We start from the raw sequence: 17159 nt of genomic DNA on the forward strand, positions 1-17159 counted from the left end.
TCCCGTCCGACCGGCGGCGGGGCTCCGGATCGTCCGGAGGAGCGGCGAGTAGGGTGCGGCTATGTTCGCCGTTACCGCCACACAGATCGATGCCGACGACCCACTGAAGGGGCTGACCCTGGGTGAGCACCCCGAGCCGACGGTGCCCGAGGGATGGACGACGGTGACCGTCAGGGCCGCCGCGCTGAACCACCACGATCTCTGGACGCTCAGGGGAGTGGGCATCAGTCAGGACCGGCTGCCCATCGTTCTCGGCTGCGACGCCGCCGGTGTGGACGAGGACGGCAACGAGGTCGTCGTCCACTCGGTGATCGGCACCCCCGTGAACGGAGACGAGACCCTCGATCCCAAGCGCTCCCTGCTCTCGGAGGTGTACGACGGCACGTTCGCCGAGAAGGTCGCCGTGCCGAGGCGCAACCTGGTGCCGAAGCCGCAGACGATCTCCTTCGAGGAGGCCGCCTGCCTGCCCACCGCCTGGCTGACCGCATACCGGATGCTGTTCGACAAGGCCGAGCTGGAGCCCGGGTCCACCGTGCTCGTCCAGGGCGCGGGCGGCGGCGTGGCCACCGCCTTGATCACGCTCGGCCGCGCCGCCGGTTTCCGCATGTGGGCGACCAGCCGGTCGGAGGAGAAGCGGGCCCGCGCCCTCGAACTGGGCGCCGACCGGGTCTTCGAGTCCGGCGCGCGACTGCCCGAGCGGGTCGACGCCGTGATGGAGACGGTCGGCGCGGCGACCTGGCAGCACTCGCTGGCCTCGCTTCGCCCCGGCGGCCGGGTCGTCATCAGCGGCGCGACCAGCGGGATGGTCGCTTCGACGCAGCTCGTGCAGGTGTACTTCCTGCAGAAGTCCGTCGTCGGTTCCACCATGGGCACCCGGGAGCAGCTCGCCAGGCTGCTGGTCTTCCTCGATCAGACCGGGGTGCGCCCGCTCATCGATCGGGTGCTGCCGCTCACCGAGGCGGCGGAGGGCTTCGCCGCGATGGACCGCGGCGACCTGTTTGGCAAGATCGTGTTCACCCTCGGTTAGCCGTTTCCCAGCGAGTCGCGGATGCGCCGGGCGGCCTCGTCGAGGGCGGCCCGGCACTCCGCAAGGGCCGACTCGGTCAGCCGTCCCTCGTCGGCCGCCCGGCGTACGTCGCCGACGAAGTCGGCGAGCAGACGCCCGAGCTCGGCGTCGGGACCGCGGCTTTCCGGCCGGTCGGTCCACGACCAGCTCTCCTCCCAGATGCGGCGCCACTCGCGCTGCCAGCGCTCGGCCTCCTCACGCAGATGGTCCTTGTGCCGGCGCCACTCGTTCTTCTGCCGACGCAGTCCCTCCTTGGCCTGCCGCTGGTGGCGCTTCCACTCCTCCCGGTTGGCCCGCCAGGCGTCGCGGTCGGCGTCCTTGCCGATGTCGCGGGCCATCTGGGTCAGCTCTTCCCGCAGCGAGCGCACGGTCTGCCGTACGTCCTCCTTGACCTCCCGCGCGATGTCCTGCACCGAGGCGGTGATCTCCTGCTCCAGCTCGGCCAGCTCGTCCATCCGGTCGAGCAGCTCGGCCCGCCCCTTGTCCGTGATCGTGAAGACCTTCTTGCCGTCCACGACCTCGTGGGTGACCAGGCCCTCCTCCTCCAGCCTCGCCAGCCGGGGATAGATGGTGCCGGGGGAGGGGGAGTAGACGCCGAGGAAACGATCCCGCAGCAGCCGGATCACCTCGTAGCCGTGCCGGGGACTCTCCTCCAGCAGTTTCAGCAGGTACAGCCGGAGCCGTCCGTGCCCGAACACCGGGCTCATGCCATCTCCTCTTCCGCGTCCGCTTCCGTGGTCTCCTTGCTGAGCAGCGTGACGTCTCCGGAGACCGTGTTGGCCGAGACGTACGCCATTCCGCCACCGAGCCGCCCGGTGAGCGATTTCGACCCCGGGCGACCGCCGGCGAGCCCGGGGAAGGCCGACTTCAGCCGGCCCGAGGCGGACCGCAGCGTGACGTCGGCGTCGACCGATCGCGGGAGCCGTACGACAATGGCGCCGCCGACGCTGTTCAGCGTGACATGGCCGGTCGGCGTGAGCAGCAGGTCCGCCGTTATCCGGCCGGAGACGGTCTTGGCGTTGAGCCGCCGCGGGGTCCCGCCGGCGACGGTCAGATCTCCCGACACGCTGGTGAAATCCATGTCACCCGCCAGGCCCCGGCTCTCCACCGCCCCGGACACCGTCTCGGCGTGGACCTCGCCGCTCACCCCGTCGAGCACGATCTCACCGGAGGCGCTCTTGACGTTCGCGCGCTTCTCGAAACCGGCGACGACGGCCGACGCGGAGATCACCCCGACCTGGACCGGGCAGTCGCTCGGCACGGTCAGCGTCAGCGTCGTCGACTGCGACCCCGGCTTCAGCCAGTCGAGGACGCCGTCCCAGGTCAGGTCTCGGTACGCCACGGACAGGTGACCGTCGTCGTGGGTCACGATGAGCGGTGATTTCTGGACATCGGTCACCTCCAGCGTGGGGGGTCCGTCGCTGGCCAGCACGGCCAGACGTCCGGCCACGATCCGCACGCTCAGATCGGTGACGGTGTCGAAGGTCAGCCGTCCTGGCTCGTGGACGGTCCATTGGGGCATCGGCTCGGCCCTTCCCGTGCGATCGAAGCTTCCATTAACACGATATATCGCGTTTCCGGGAAGTCAAGATGTATCGCGTTCGAGGAAGGGGAGGGGGCCGGGCCGGCCGCCTCAGTCCTCCTCGTCCAGCCGGGCCAGCCAGGTGGCCAGCCGATCCATGGGGGTCTCGAACTCCGGGTTGAGGTCGACGAACTCCCGCAGCCGCTCGGCCAGCCAGCTCATGCTGACCTCCTCCTCGCCGCGCCGGTCGACGAGTTCCTCGATGCCCCTGTCGGTGAAGTACATATCCTCTTTTCTCCAGTCGGTGGAATCCACGCTCGCGCGAAATGTGCCTCTTCATGGGGAAGTCCCCCACGATCGAGATCGCGGGGGACTTCCATCTTTCTCGTACGGCTCGCCGGGTCGCGAATCGGGGTCGCTATCCGAAGATCTCCCCCAGCATGGCGGCCAGCTCCGCGTCGTGCTTGGCGTGCGAACCGGTCGCCGGCGACGAGTTCGGCGTCCGCGACACCCGGCGCATCCTGCGCCCGCCCAGCAGTTCCGGCTTCTCCATCATCTTCAGGCTCAGGTACGGCCAGGGCCCCATGTTGACCGGCTCGTCCTGTGCCCAGATCAGATCGACGTTCGCGCCGTAGCGGTCGAGCTCGGCGCCCAGCGGGTTCTCCGGGAACGGGTAGATGCGCTCCAGGCGGACCAGCGCGACATCGTGCCTGCCGGTCTTCTCCCGCTGCGCGAGCAGGTCGTAGTAGATCCTGCCCGAGCAGACGACGACCCGGGTGACCGCCGCCGGATCCACGGTCGAGTCTCCGATGACCGGCCGGAACGAGCCCGAGGTGAAGTCCGCCGTCGCGGACGCGGCCGCCTTCAGCCGCAGCAGCGACTTGGGCGTGAACACGATCAGCGGCCGATGCCGGTTGGACAGCACCTGCCAGCGCAGCAGGTGGAAGTAGTTCGCCGGGGTGCTCGGCTGGGCCACGGTCATGTTGTCCAGGGCGCACAGCTGCAGGAAACGCTCGATGCGGCCGGAGGAGTGGTCCGGCCCCTGACCCTCGTAGCCGTGCGGCAGCAGCAGCACGACCGAGGAGCGCTGACCCCACTTCTGCTCACCGGACGAGACGAACTCATCGATGATCGACTGGGCGCCGTTGGCGAAGTCGCCGAACTGGGCCTCCCAGCAGACCAGGGCGTCCGGCCTGACCAGGCTGTAGCCGTACTCGAAGCCCATGGCGGCGAACTCGCTGAGCAGCGAGTCGTACACATAGAACTTCGTCGTGTCGCGGTTGAAGGCCTTGAGCGGGGTGTGCTCCTCGCCGGTCATCCGGTCGACGAGCACGGCGTGCCGCTGGCCGAACGTGCCGCGCCGGGAGTCCTGGCCGACCAGCCGCACCGGGTGCCCGTCGATGAGCAGCGAGCCGAAGGCCAGGGTCTCACCGGTCGCCCAGTCGATGGTGTCATCGGTGATCATGGTGCCGCGGCGCTGCAGCACCGGCGCGAGACGCGGGTGCACGGTGAAGCCATCGGGCAGGTTGAGCTGGGTCTCGATGACCCGCTTGACCGTCTCCTCCGAGATCGCGGTCTTGGTGTCCTCGTGCGACCACGGGATCACCTCGTCCGGCTCGGGCACCACGACGGACCCCGGCTCGAGCGGCTTCTTCGAGGCCTCCCGGGTCTCGGTGAAGGCCCGTTCGAGCTGCTCCTGGTAGTCGCGCAGCGCCTGCTCGGCCTCCTCGACCGTTATGTCGCCGCGGCCGATCAGGGCCTCGGTGTAGAGCTTCCTGGTGGACCGCTTGGCGTCGATCAGGTCGTACATCAGCGGCTGGGTGAACGCCGGGTTGTCGGTCTCGTTGTGGCCGCGCCGCCGGTAGCAGATCATGTCGATCACGACGTCCTTGCGGAACGCCTGGCGGTACTCGAAGGCCAGCCTGCCGACGCGTACGACCGCCTCGGGGTCGTCGCCGTTCACGTGGAAGATCGGCGCCTGGATCATCCGGGCCACGTCCGTCGCGTAGACGGAGGAGCGGGAGCTCGCCGGGCTGGTCGTGAAGCCGACCTGGTTGTTCACCACGATGTGCACGGTGCCGCCGGTGCGGTAGCCGCGAAGCTGCGACAGGTGCAGGGTCTCGGCCACCACGCCCTGACCGGCGAACGCCGCGTCGCCGTGGATGAGCACGGGCAGGACGGTGAAGCCCTCCTCGCCCCGCTCCAGCAGGTCCTGCTTGGCCCGGACGACACCCTCGAGGACGGGGTCGACGGCCTCCAGGTGGGAGGGGTTCGCCACGACCGACGCCTTGATCTTGGCGCCGTTCACGCCGACGAAGTCGCCGCTCGCGCCCAGGTGGTACTTCACGTCGCCGGAGCCGTGCGCGCTGCGCGGATCGAGGTTGCCCTCGAACTCCCCGAACACCTGGGCGTAGGACTTGCCGACGATGTTCGCCAGGACGTTCAGCCGGCCGCGGTGGGCCATGCCGATGACGACCTCGTCGAGCTCGTCGTCGGCCGCCGCGCTGATCACCGAGTCGAGCAGCGGGATGAGCGACTCGCCGCCCTCCAGCGAGAACCGCTTCTGCCCGACGTACTTGGTCTGCAGGAAGGTCTCGAACGCCTCGGCCGTGTTGAGCCGCCGCAGGATGTTCAGCTGCTCCTCGCGGTCGGGCTTGGCGTGCGGCTTCTCCACCCGCGCCTGGATCCAGGCACGCTCCTCGGGCTCCTGGATGTGCATGTACTCGATGCCGACGGTGCGGCAGTACGAGTCGCGCAGCACGCCGAGGATGTCGCGCAGCTTCATCAGCGGACGGCCGCCGAAACCGCCCGTGGCGAACTCGCGCTCCAGGTCCCACAGCGTCAGGCCGTGCGACTTGATGTCCAGGTCCGGGTGCTTGCGCTGCTTGTACTCCAGCGGGTCGGTGTCGGCCATCAGGTGGCCGCGTACCCGGTAGGCGTGGATCAGCTCGAGCACGCGGGCGGACTTGGCCACGTCGTCGTCGTGCGTGGCGGAGATGTCGGGGACCCAGCGGATCGGCTCGTACGGAATCCGCAGCGACTGGAAGATCTCGTCGTAGAAGCCGTCCGCGCCCAGCAGTAGCTGGTGGATCCGGCGCAGGAAGTCGCCCGACTGGGCGCCCTGGATGATCCGGTGGTCGTACGTGGAGGTGAGCGTCATCACCTTGCTGATCGCGAGGCGGGACAGCGTGTCGGCCGAAGCGCCCTGGTACTCCGCCGGGTACTCCATCGCGCCGACACCGACGATCGTGCCCTGGCCGGGCATGAGTCGCGGCACCGAGTGGACCGTGCCGATCGTGCCCGGGTTGGTCAGCGAGATCGTGGTGCCCTGGAAGTCCTCCACGCCGAGCTTGCCGCCGCGTGCCTTGCGCACGATCTCCTCGTACGCCACCCAGAACTCGCGGAAGTCGAGGGTCTCCGCCTCCTTGATCGACGGGACGAGGAGCTGGCGGCTGCCGTCCTCCTTCTGCACGTCGATCGCCAGGCCCAGACCGACGTGCTCCGGCTTGACCAGGACCGGCTTGCCGTCGACCTCGGCGTAGGAGTGGTTCATCTCCGGCATCGTCTCGAGCGCCTTGACGATGGCGTAGCCGATCAGGTGCGTGAAGGAGATCTTGCCGCCGCGCCCGCGCTGGAGGTGGTTGTTTATGACGATGCGGTTGTCGATGAGCAGCTTCGCCGGGACCGCGCGCACGCTGGTCGCGGTCGGCACCGCCAGCGACGCCTCCATGTTGAGCGCCGTACGGGCGGCGGCGCCGCGCAGCCGCTCCTCGGCGGCGCCGGCGGGAACCGGGGTGGCCGCCGGCTTCGCCTTCTTGGCCGCCGGGGCGGCCTTGGCCTTGGGAGCGGCGGGAGCCGCAGGAGCGGGCCGCGCCGCGGGCACCGTCTGCGCGGCCGCCCCGGTGGCCGCGACCTTCGCCCCGTTCGGCGTCTCGCCCGGTCCCCCCGGCGGAGTGACGGCCTCGGGGGGCGCGGTCTTCCCGGCCCCGCTGTAGTCAGCGAAGAAGTGCCACCAGGCCTTGTCCACGGACTCGGGGTCCTCGAGGTATTTCTGGTAAAGCTCGTCGACAAGCCATTCGTTCTGCCCGAAGCTTGCCAGCGGGTCTGTCCGCGACGACTCAGACGACACGGCGGAAATCGCCCTCTTCCGCAGATCGGCGTTGATGTTTGGTGAACCTGTCCAAGGCTACTCGCCTTAAAACGGTCAGGAGCGCGCAGCTTGTTCCAGGCTCCGCCCTATCTTCCCAGGATCGATCGATGAGGTCACGCTCACCTGATGCCTCTCCCGCCAACCATAGCCCGGTCGCGTCGACCGAGGTGGCACCTCCTCTGCTTCACCCGATGAAGACTCCTCGCAGGCCCGGACTTTCCACCGGGCAGAACATCGATGGCCGGGGGCCCCGGCTTGTCAGCCCGATGTGAGAGTGGTCACTCACCGGTCATCGGGGTTTCGGATGGCCCGGGTTCGACGAGCCGGGATTCGATGCGCACCCCGGGGGCGATCTCGGCCAGCAGCGCGGCGAGCTCGTCCCCGGCCGCGCTCAGCTCGTGGAGCGACAGCGGCTCCAGCCGTTCGAGCAGGAACAGCGCGTCGACCGTCTCCTCGGTGATCCTCGTCCGCACGCACTGCCGCCAGTTCCACCGGCGGCAGGTGACGCTCGCGTCGTCGCGCCACACGACCTCGCCGATCTGCGGGTCGCCGAGCACCTCGTCTGACGGTTCGTCCCCGGCCGCCCGGACCAGGCGCGCCGTCCCCTGGTAGCGCCGCAGGTCCTCGCCGCCGATCGGCAGGCCGTGCCGTACGGACACGGCGTTGTAGGCGTCGACCACGAGGTTGATCTCCGGCAGCGGCATCCGCCGGATCAGCGCGTCGACCGAGGGCCGGGTGCGCTGCGGCTTCGCCCCGAACGCCCGGTAGGCGGCGCGCCACGCCTCGATCTTCTCGTGGTCGAGTGGCACGGCATCGGCGGCGGCGGCGCTCAGCCACTCGCGCGACCTGTCGTCGCTCGGACCGTTGCGCAGTCCGTACGCGCAGACGACCAGCACGGCGAAGTCCGGACGCAGCGCGGTGACCGCCTCGTCCACCCAGATGTCGTTGATCACGCTCCCAACCCTAAGGCCTGGCGCTGCACTGGGCCGGGTCGGGACGCCCGACGACGTCGCCGGAGCGGTGGCGTTCCTCGCGTCGGACGACGCTGGGCGACCGGTACGACCATCGACGCCACCGGAGGCAGCGATCTGTGAAGCCGGACGGCGGATGAGGCCGAGCGGTGGAGATGGAGCCGGCCGCCACCTCTGCTGAGGTGGCGGCCGGAGAATTGCGGGATTTCCGTACCGAAGATCAGGCGCAGACGGCACCCGCCCTTAGGCGCAGGCGGCGCCGTTCAGGAGGAACAGGTCGGGCACGGGGTTGGGCCCGGGCGCCGAGGCGCCGTTGAAGCCGAACGTCACCGACTGACCCGGCATGATCTTCTTGTTGTGCGCGGCGTTGGCCGCGGTGACGGTCGCGCCCTGCTGGGTGAGCGAGGCGTTCCAGTCGAGGATGACCTTCTGCCCGCCGAGGAACGACCACTTCAGCGACCAGCCGTCGATCGCCTTCTTGCCGGTGTTCTCGAGCGTCACCTGGGTGGTGAAGCCCTGCGGCCAGGAGCCGTGCACGGTGTAGGTCACCTTGCACGTCGGGGCGGCCGGCACGGTGCCGTCGCCCTGGTCGGCGACGAACGCCGAGATCCACGACAGCGGGGAGTTCCAGTTGATCGTCAGCTCGTTGGTCGACCACGACTCGATGTCGTCGATGTAGCAGAACTGCGGCTTGCAGCCCTCCAGCTTCGCCTGGGCCACCGGGTCCTGGATGCCGGAGTTGGGGCCGCCGGAGAGCGTGCCGCGCGGCGGGTTGGGCAGCGAGGTGTCCAGCTGGTGGGCGTACCACCTGCTGTGCTGGTTCTTCGACGCGACCTCGCCATAGCCGGTCACGTAGGACTGGTTGAGCGCGTTGCGGCCGAAGATGTAGTCCATGGTCTCCAGCACGCCGTCGCGATACTTGATCTCCCCGGTGATGTCGAAGGCCGCGGCCATCACGATCGCGTTGTTGAGGACCAGGTTGTTGGATCCCCATTCGTAGGTCGCCGGGTTGTACGGCAGGCCGTACGGGTGGGCCTTGAGCGTGGCGAGGTACTTGTCCGCGCCGGCGACCACGGACTCGCGCACGTCGTCGCGGCCGGGCAGGTCGTTGGGCACGGTGGCGAGGTCGATGCGGCCGAGCGCCGCGACGTTGCCCCAGTCCATGGCGCCGCCCGGGCTCCAGATGTCGGCGGTGTGGCGCGGCGAGGCGAGCACGAAGTCCTTGAACTCCGTCTCACCGGTGGTGATGTAGAGCTCGGCCGCCGCCCAGTAGAACTCGTCCTCGACGTTGGAGTCGTTGTAGGCGCCGCCGCCGTTGCCGTCGGCCGGGTCGGCGAGGATGGCGGGGTTGGCCTTGGCCGCGGCCCACGCCTTCTTCGCCGCCGTCAGGTTCCGGGCCGCGAAGTCCGGGTCGTACGGCGCGAACAGCCGGGCGGCCTGGGCCGCGGTGGCGGCGAGGTTGAGGGTGGCCGCCGTCGACACCGGGTGCAGCTCGCGCTTCTGCGGGTCGAGGTGGGGCAGCAGCGGCAGGCCGGTCCAGTTCTGGTCGTGGATCTTGTGGTGGACCATGCCGTCGGGCCGCTGCATCTTCAGCAGGAACTCCTGCTCCCAGCGGGCCTCGTCGAGGATGTCGGGGACCGCGTCACCGCTCTCGGGGATGTTCAGGCCGCCGATGGCCTTGGCGGTCGAGGCGTTCTTGGTCCGCTCGAACTCGCTCATGAGCTGGGCCACCGAGATGCCGCCGTTGACGACGTACTTGCCGTGGTCGCCGGCGTCGTACCAGCCGCCGGAGACGTCGAGCCGGTAGTCGCACACCCCGGGCTGGCAGGGGACGTCCGTGTCGCCCTGGTTGGGGGCGACCCCGATGTGCCCGGCCGGCCTGCCGTACCCGGGCCGCAGTGCGTCGTCGATCTCGATGCCGCTGCGCTGGGTGTAGTAGAACTTCAGCGCGTCGAGCTTGAGGTCGGCGTAGGCGTCGGCCTTGATGTCGAACGGACGGCTGGTCTCGCCGTCGGCGGTGAGCGTGAAGTCCGTGCCGGCCTTGACGTACGAGCCGAAGTCGATGGAGTGGACGTTCTGGCCGGAGCTGGCGTCGACCCCGCGCGGTTTCGTGGTGCCGTGCGCGACCGTCTCGCCGTCGGCGTTCTTGAGCTGCCAGGGCAGTGCCTCGGTCGCGTCGGTGACCAGGGTCGCGTTCTTGGGCCCCTTGGGCAGGTAGGCGACCTGGTTGACGCGGACCCGGGGACCGGTGTCGGGCTCGTAGACCTCGGGCTCGGCCCCGCCCCTGAGCGAGACGTCGTCCACGCAGAACCGCCACGGCTCCGCGCTGCCGCCGAGCTGGAAGACGACCTGGGCGTCCGGCAGGTCGACGGGTGAGGTGAACGTGTAGGTGTAGGCGTTGCCCGAGACGCTGACCTCGGGGGCGGCCGAGACGTACTGCGTGTACGGATCGACCGGAAGCTGGACGTACGCCCGGGCGACCTTGGCCGGGGTGCCCGTGGCGAAGAAGCTGAAGGCGTAGGTCTCGTCCTTCACCAGCGGGATGTCGTTGACGCCGACGATCGCGTCCCATGGGTTGACGGTGCCGCCCGGCACGTCGGTGCAGAGCCGCCCGTCCGTGAGCGCGAACTCGAGGTTGCCGGTGTGCCACCAGGGGGCGGTGGTCGTGTCGAAGGTGCCGTTCGGGATCTGTTCCGGCCCGTCGGCGTCAGCGGTGGCCGGCGACCCGTTCAGACAGGTGGCGGCCAGCGCGGCGACGGCGAGGATGCTGAATCTTCTGAGCACAGTGTTCCTCGGGGGTGTGGGAGCGCTCCCAAATCGGTGAGCGCCTAGATGTTTCCGCTGTGCTTCATCCGGCGTCAACGACTCGCGGGGGTGAGACCGCTCTGACCGTGCTGTTGTCCTCTCGGCCGCTGAAAATTTCATTTCTGCAAAGCATCCTTTGCAAAATACTCTTTGCAATGTTACCTTCCGTCCTGGGAGGTGGTGTCATGGATCACGAGGTCTTCCAGGTGCGGGATCCCCGGACGCTGAAGGCGGTGGCGCACCCGCTGCGGGTACGGCTGCTGGGGGCGCTGCGGATGGACGGCCCGGCGACCGCGACCGAGTTGGGCACGCGCTTCGGGGAGAGCTCGGGGTCGACGAGCTATCACCTGCGGCAGCTCGCCCGATATGGATTCGTCGAGCAGGACCCGGACCAGCGTGACCGGCGGGAACGGCGATGGCGGGCGGTCCACATGCTCACCTCGTGGAGCGACGCCGAGATGTCCGCGACCGCCGAGGGCCGGGAGGCCGCGGCCTTCCTCCGGCGACGTCAGCTCGAGGTGCTGATCGCACGGGTGGAGTCGTTCGAGCGGGAGCGGGAGTCCTGGAGCCAGGAGTGGACCGATTCGGCCGGGATGTCGGACATGCTCGTACGGCTGTCGCCGGCGACCCTGACCTCGCTGTACGAGACGGTCTCGGCGCTGCTGCGTGAGGCGGACGACCGGGACCGGGAGGATCCCGACGCCCGTGTCGTCTCGGTCTTCTTCGCCGCCTATCCCGGCTCGGCCGAAGGCGCACTCGAGCCTGCCCGCCGGCCGGCCGCCGATGCGGAGGCGGGTGAATGATGTCGTCTGAGGCGGCCCGGCGGCGGTACGCGCTGATCCAGTTCCTGACGTGGCTGCCCCCGGGGCTGACGATGGCGCCGATGGTGCTGCTCATGTCCGTCCGGGGACTGGACATCGCCCAGATCGGCCTCGTGTTCGCGGCCTACTCGGCCGTCATCGTCGTCATGGAGCTTCCCACCGGAGGCCTCGCCGACGTCATCGGACGGCGGGTGGTGCTGGCCGTCGCAGCGGCCGTCAACGTGGTCGGGCTGGTCACCATGGCGCTGGCCGACTCGGTCTGGCCGTTCCTCGTCGCCTCGGTGCTGAAGGGCGTCGCCCGGGCGCTGTCGAGCGGACCGGCCCAGGCGTGGTACGTCGACGCGCTGCACGCGGCCGAGGGGCCGGAGGCCGACCTCAAACCGGGTCTGGCCGTCGGCGCGACGGCGGGGGCGGTCGCCCTCACCATCGGTGCGCTGACCGGTGGGCTCCTCCCGCTCGTCGCGCGCGGCGACGCTCTCGCCGTGCCCGTCTGGGCGGCGGCTGGAGCATCGGTGGTCCTCCTGGTCACCGTGCTGTGGGCGATGCCGGAGACCAGGACCGCCCGGGGCGGGGCCGTTCGCGGGGCGCGGGGACGCGTGGCCGAGGTGATGCGCGACGTGCCGGCGACGATCGTGGACGGGATCCGCCTCGGGCTGACCGACCGCGGGCTCGGCCGGCTCCTGCTGGTCTCCATCGCCGCAGGCGTGATGCTCAACGGGATCGAGTTGCTGACCCCCGGGCGGCTGGCCGCGCTCACGGGCCGGGCGGACACGGCGAGCGCGGCCTACGCCGTGGTCACCGCCCTCGGCTTCGCCGCCAACGCGGCGGGCAGCCTCGCCGCCCCGGCGGTCGCCCGCCTCGCCGGAGGGTCGGTGCGGGCCGCGGTGCTCGCGACGATCGTCGTCGCGGGGGCGGTGGCCGCGCTGGCCGCCTCGGCCGGCCTCAACGGCCGGGTGGGGATCGTCGCGGCCGGCGTCGCGTACGTCCTGATCTTCGCCGGGGCCTCGGTCGCCGAACTGCTGCGCGGCGAGTTGATCCACCGGCGGGTCGCCTCCGGCCGCCGGGCGACCGTGATGTCGGTCGACTCGCTCCAGTTGCAGTTCGGCGCCATGCTCTCGTCGGTGGCCCTGGCGCCGCTCGCGAACGCCGCGGGCACGGGCGTGGCCTGGACGGCCGCCGCTGTGATCGTGCTCGGCTCGGCCCTTCTCTACGTACGGCTGCCCGCCCCGCGCCCGGCATTCGGGGACCCCCTTGTAGAACGAAATTCCGTTGAGGGGCACAATCGAGCGTGATCGAGGCTGAGAGAGGGGTGTAGGGGCGGATGGCCGGGAACGTCGTGACGGCGGCGAGCGCGGAGCAGCGTGCCGCATGGTTCGATGGAGCGATGCCGCAGGTCGAGCGGGTACGGCCCGGCCTGTGGTCGATCCCGGTGCCGATCCCGATCAACCCGTTGCGATATGTCCTGGTCTACGCCCTTGAGATCCCCGACGGCGTGGCGATCATCGACGCCGGCTGGAACACCGATGAGGCGTACGCCGCGCTCGTGGCCGGGCTGGGGACCGCCGGATATGAGATCGGCGACGTCAAGAGCGTGCTGGTCACGCACATGCATCCCGACCACTACGGTCTCGCCGGCCGCGTACGCGAGGGATCTGGCGCGTGGATCGGCCTGCACGAGGCGGACGCCCGCCTCCTGCACGACCGCTATGACGAGGACGCCATGGTCTCCCTGATCGACCTGCAGCGAAGGCAGCTCGTCAAGTGCGGGGTGCCCGGCCTCACCGCGGACGAACTGGCCCAGGCATCGAAGTCGGTCCGCGATTTCGTCACGATGGTCATGCCGGACCGGCTCATCGAGGACGGCGAACGGCTCGAACTGCCCGGCTGGGATCTGCGGGCGCTGTGGACTCCCGGCCACACGCCGGGCCACCTGTGCTTCGTGGAGCCCGAGCGGAAGCTCCTCTTCTCCGGCGACCACGTGCTCGCGAAGATCACACCCCATGTCGCCGCGCATCCCCAATCGGGGCCGAACCCGCTCGCGGACTACCTCGGCTCGCTGCGCGAGATCGGCGGGCTGGACGTGGACGAGGTGCTGCCCGCCCATGAGTTCCGCTTCCTCGATCTGGCCGCGCGGATCGACTACGTGATCGCTCACCATGAGGAGCGGCTGGCCGAGATCGAGCGCGCCGTGGCGGAGTCGCCCGGCCTGACCTGCTGGGACATCGCCACCCGGCTGTCCTGGTCGAGGCCGTGGGAGACGATCCCGCTGTACATGCGGCGGACCGCGAACAACGAGACGCTCGCGCATCTCGTCTGGCTGGAGGCACGCGGACTGCTCACCCGCGTGCCCGGTGAGCCCGGCGACCCCGACCTGTGGTTCCCCCCCGGCTCCCCCCACCCCCCTTCCCCGTGATCTTGCAATTGCTCGCAGAGATGGTCGTTGACCTGCCCGTTCACCTTTCGTGATCTTGCAAAAGCTCGCAGATGTCGTCGTCTACCTGGGAATTCATCCTCAGTGATCTTGTACTGCAAGATCACTGAGGATGTTTCCCCTGGTCGAGGGCCATGTGTGCGAGTTTCTGCAAGATCACGAAAGGGATCCGCCCAGGTGAGCGAGGGTGTCTGCGAGTATTCGCAAGATCACGGGGAGAGGGTGGGGGGTGCCTTCCGCCGGGGTCAGCAGATCTGGGGGCGGCGGGGAATGGGTTCACGGCCCGGTGGTTGCCGGATCCGCGGGATCGGGGCGGGCGGCGGCGGGTTCTGCCGGGTCGCCGGATGCTCGTCGAGGACGAACTCCTCACCGTGGTGGGCCAGTGGCAGCGGCGGGCCGTCCAGCAGGTGATAACTCGTCGTGCCCCGGGTGACCTTCACCCGCAGGCGGCGCCCCCGATAACGCAGGCGGAAGCCCAGCCGGGTGATGCCCGAGGGCAGTCTCGGGGCGAAGCGGATCCGGCCGCCGCCCGCGCGCATTCCGCCGAACCCGTCGACCAACGCGATCCAGGCGCCGGCCAGTGAGGCCATGTGGACCCCGCCACGGGCGTCCTGCGCCAGGTCGCGCAGGTCCACCAGTGCCGCCTCGCCGAGGTAGTCGTACGCGAGCTCCAACTGCCCGACCTCGGCGGCGAGCACCGCCTGGGTGCAGGCCGACAGCGACGAGTCGCGGACGGTCAGCGCCTCGTAATAGGCGAAGTTGCGTGCCTTCTGCTCGGGCGTGAACGCGTCGCCGCACAGGTGCATGGCCAGCACGAGGTCGGCCTGCTTGACCACCTGCTTCCGATAGATATCGAAGTAGGGGAAGTGCAACATCAGCGGGTATCGGTCGGGCTTGGTGGCGGCGAAGTCCCAGACCGCGTGCCGGGTGAACCCCTCGCTCTGCGGATGCACCCCCAGCCGCTCGTCGTACGGGACGAACATCGCGGCGGCGATGTCCCGCCATCTCGCCGCCTCCTCCAGCGTCACCCCCAGCCGCTCGGCCAGGTCCGGGTGCCGGATGGCCGCCTCGGCCGCGGCGCGCAGGTTCCGCCGGGCCATCAGGTTGGTGTAGACGTTGTTGTCCGAGACGGCGCTGTACTCGTCAGGACCGGTCACCCCGTCGATCCGGAAGTTCCCCTCGACGTCATGATGGCCGAGGGAGGACCACAGCCGGGCGGTCGCGACGAGCAGCGGCAGCCCGGTCTCACGCTCGAACTCCACGTCCTCGGTCGCGTCGACGTACCGGGTGACCGCCTCCGCGATGTCGGCGTTCACGTGGAACGCCGCGGTGCCGGCCGGCCAGTATCCGGAGCCCGCCTCGCCGTTGATCGTCCGCCAGGGGAAGGCCGCGCCCTCCAGCCCGAACTGCGTCGCGCGCTCCTCCGCGATCGGCATGATCGACTTTCGCCAGGCCAGCACGTCGGCGACCGGCCGGGGATGGGTGTAGGTCAGCACGGGCAGCACGAAGGTCTCGGTGTCCCAGAAGGTATGCCCGTCGTAGCCCGAGCCGGTCAGCCCCTTGGCCGGGATGGGCCGCTCCTCGGCCCGGGCGCCGGCCTGCAGCAGGTGGAACAGCCCGAAGCGGACGGCCTGCTGCACCTCCGTGTCGCCCTCGACCTCCACGTCGGCGCCGGCCCAGAACTCGTCGAGGAACCGCCGCTGCTCGGCGCACAGACCGTCCCACCCGGCCAGCCGGGCGGCGGCGAGCGCGGCCACGACCTGGTCGTGCATGGCGGGCCGGGAGCGCTGCGCCGACCAGCCGTACGCGAAGAGCTTGGTGAGCCGCAGCCGCCGCCCCGGGTCGAGAGTGGTGGCGACGGTCACCCGGCTGACGTCCTCGCGGCCGTCGGCCTCGACCCGCGTGCCCTCCGGGCCGTCGACGTCGTGCCACATGCCGGCCGCCACCCGCAGCCCGCTGGTCCTGGTGGTGTGGACCATGACGGAGACCCCGCCCGTCGCCGGCAGGTTCTCCTCCACGACCAGGGGTTCCTTCAGCACGGCCGCCGTGCGCGGGTCGGGGCCCGATTCCGGCAGGGTCTCGTTGGCCACCAGCTCCGACTGCACCACCACCTTCAGCGGATGGCCGACCGGCTCGACCTCGTAGCGGACGGCCGCCACGGCGCGGTGGGTGAACGACACCAGCCGTGTCGAGGTGATGCGGATCTCACTCTTGGTGGGCGAGGTCCAGTGGACCCTCCGGGTGAGGGTGCCGGCCCGGAGGTCGAGGACCCGCTCGTGCTCGTGCAGCGTGCCGTACCGGACGTCGAAGGGCTCGTCGTCGACCAGCAGCCGGATCAGCTTGCCGTTCGTCACGTTTACCACGGTCTGTCCGGATTCCGGATATCCGTAGCCCGCCTCGGCGTACGGCATCGGCCGCAGCTCGTAGACGGAGTTGAGATAGGTGCCCGGCAGCCCGTGCGGCTCGCCCTCGTCGAGGTTGCCCCGCAGCCCGATGTGCCCGTTGGACAGCGCGAACACCGACTCGGTCTGCGCCAGCACGTCCATGTGCAGCCGGCATTCCCGCACCGACCAGGGTTCGACGACGAAGGCCGGATGCTTGATCACTGTGCCTCCCTGCCCGTCATGGCCGGAGGAGCTGGGCGAGGTCTGTGATCACTATGTCCGCGCCGTGTTCGCGCAGCGCGTCCGCCTGCCCGAGGCGGTCGACGCCGACGACGAAGGCGAAGTCCCCCGCGCGACCGGCCGCCACCCCGGCCAGCGCGTCCTCGAACACGGCCGCCTCGGCCGGCTTCAGCCCGAGCGCCTCGGCGCCCGCGAGGTACATGTCGGGGTCGGGTTTGCCGGCCAGGCCCCGCTCCTGCGCGACGACGCCGTCGATCCGCGCCTCGAACAGGTCGGCGAGCCCGGCGGCGGCGAGCACCCGTTCCGTGTTGGCGCTCGAGGAGACGACGGCCCGGTGCAGCCCGGCGTCCCGTACGGCACGCACATAGCGCGCCGATCCTTCGAAGACCTCCACACCGCGCTCGTCGAGGTAGGCGCTGACGAGGTCGTTCTTCCGGTTGCTCAGGCCGTACAACGTGGGTGTGCCGGGCGGGTCGTCCGGCGATCCCTCCGGCAGGTCGACGCCGCGCGCCGCCAGGAACGTCCGCGTCCCGTCGAGCCGTTTCTTGCCGTCGACGTAGCGTTCGTAGTCGGTCACCTCGTCGAACGGCACGAAGGGCACGCCGGTCCGTTCCGCGTGCTCACGCAGGAAGTCGTCGAACGCCCTACGCCACGCCGCCGCGTGGATCCTGGCGGTGCGGGTGAGCACGCCGTCCATGTCGAACAGGCAGCCCCGCACCCCGTCGGGCAGCCCCAGCATCGCCCCTCCCGATCGGTCGGCGTCCCCTTC

Annotated in this window: 12 protein-coding genes; 4 read left to right on the top strand and 8 right to left on the bottom strand. The window is 70.0% G+C overall.

The features are described from left to right. Window positions 1–61 precede the first annotated feature (61 nt). Entirely contained in the window at window positions 62–1027 is a 966-nt protein-coding gene (locus AP234_RS10360; protein ID WP_055479396.1) for a zinc-binding dehydrogenase, read from the top strand. On the opposite strand, the gene AP234_RS10365 is transcribed toward AP234_RS10360, so the two are convergent. The 6 genes from AP234_RS10365 to AP234_RS10385 all read right to left on the bottom strand — a co-directional run bounded on the left by AP234_RS10365 (window position 1024) and on the right by AP234_RS10385 (window position 10493). Then, complete coding sequence (locus tag AP234_RS10365) at window positions 1024–1773, bottom strand: PadR family transcriptional regulator (RefSeq protein WP_055479397.1); 750 nt, start codon at window positions 1771–1773, stop codon at window positions 1024–1026. The two genes, AP234_RS10360 and AP234_RS10365, sit on opposite strands and share 4 nt — an antisense overlap. Continuing rightward, complete coding sequence (locus AP234_RS10370; protein WP_055479398.1) at window positions 1770–2588, bottom strand: DUF4097 family beta strand repeat-containing protein; 819 nt, start codon at window positions 2586–2588, stop codon at window positions 1770–1772. The genes AP234_RS10365 and AP234_RS10370 overlap by 4 nt, the downstream gene beginning before the upstream one ends. A 111-nt stretch (window positions 2589–2699) precedes the next feature. After that, a complete protein-coding gene (locus tag AP234_RS37645) occupies window positions 2700–2873 on the bottom strand; it encodes a DUF6104 family protein (protein ID WP_162842194.1) in 174 nt (57 codons plus the stop codon). Between the two features lie 133 nt (window positions 2874–3006). Continuing rightward, on the bottom strand, window positions 3007–6717 hold the full coding sequence (locus AP234_RS10375; protein ID WP_055479399.1) for a multifunctional oxoglutarate decarboxylase/oxoglutarate dehydrogenase thiamine pyrophosphate-binding subunit/dihydrolipoyllysine-residue succinyltransferase subunit: 3711 nt from the start codon (window positions 6715–6717) through the stop codon (window positions 3007–3009). Between the two features lie 299 nt (window positions 6718–7016). Beyond that, window positions 7017–7691: a phenylalanine--tRNA ligase beta subunit-related protein gene (locus tag AP234_RS10380; RefSeq protein WP_055479400.1), complete on the bottom strand. Its 675-nt coding sequence runs from the start codon at window positions 7689–7691 to the stop codon at window positions 7017–7019. Window positions 7692–7952: 261 nt separating this feature from the next. Beyond that, window positions 7953–10493 (bottom strand): glycoside hydrolase family 9 protein, encoded by a 2541-nt coding sequence (locus AP234_RS10385; RefSeq protein ID WP_055479401.1) that lies wholly within the window; start codon window positions 10491–10493, stop codon window positions 7953–7955. Window positions 10494–10699: 206 nt separating this feature from the next. Here AP234_RS10385 and AP234_RS10390 point away from each other — a divergent pair, with 206 nt between their 5' ends. From AP234_RS10390 to AP234_RS10400, 3 genes are read left to right on the top strand one after another with little or no spacing between them, the layout of a single operon-like run. Next, window positions 10700–11317 carry a helix-turn-helix domain-containing protein gene (locus AP234_RS10390; protein WP_055479402.1) on the top strand — a complete coding sequence of 206 codons (618 nt, stop codon included), beginning with the start codon at window positions 10700–10702 and terminating at the stop codon, window positions 11315–11317. Further along, window positions 11314–12627: an MFS transporter gene (locus AP234_RS10395; RefSeq protein ID WP_083501973.1), complete on the top strand. Its 1314-nt coding sequence runs from the start codon at window positions 11314–11316 to the stop codon at window positions 12625–12627. The genes AP234_RS10390 and AP234_RS10395 overlap by 4 nt, the downstream gene beginning before the upstream one ends. Window positions 12628–12656: 29 nt before the next feature. Further along, entirely contained in the window at window positions 12657–13748 is a 1092-nt protein-coding gene (locus AP234_RS10400; RefSeq protein WP_055479404.1) for an MBL fold metallo-hydrolase, read from the top strand. 263 nt (window positions 13749–14011) lie between these two features. On the opposite strand, the gene AP234_RS10405 is transcribed toward AP234_RS10400, so the two are convergent. Further along, on the bottom strand, window positions 14012–16372 hold the full coding sequence (locus AP234_RS10405) for a glycosyl hydrolase family 65 protein (RefSeq protein WP_055479405.1): 2361 nt from the start codon (window positions 16370–16372) through the stop codon (window positions 14012–14014). A gap of 16 nt (window positions 16373–16388) precedes the next feature. After that, window positions 16389–17129, bottom strand: coding sequence for an HAD family hydrolase (locus AP234_RS10410; protein ID WP_055479406.1), 741 nt, complete (start codon window positions 17127–17129; stop codon window positions 16389–16391). Window positions 17130–17159: the final 30 nt, after the last annotated feature.

Source organism: Sphaerimonospora mesophila (assembly GCF_001417795.1).
In the GTDB taxonomy this organism is placed as follows: domain Bacteria; phylum Actinomycetota; class Actinomycetes; order Streptosporangiales; family Streptosporangiaceae; genus Sphaerimonospora; species Sphaerimonospora mesophila.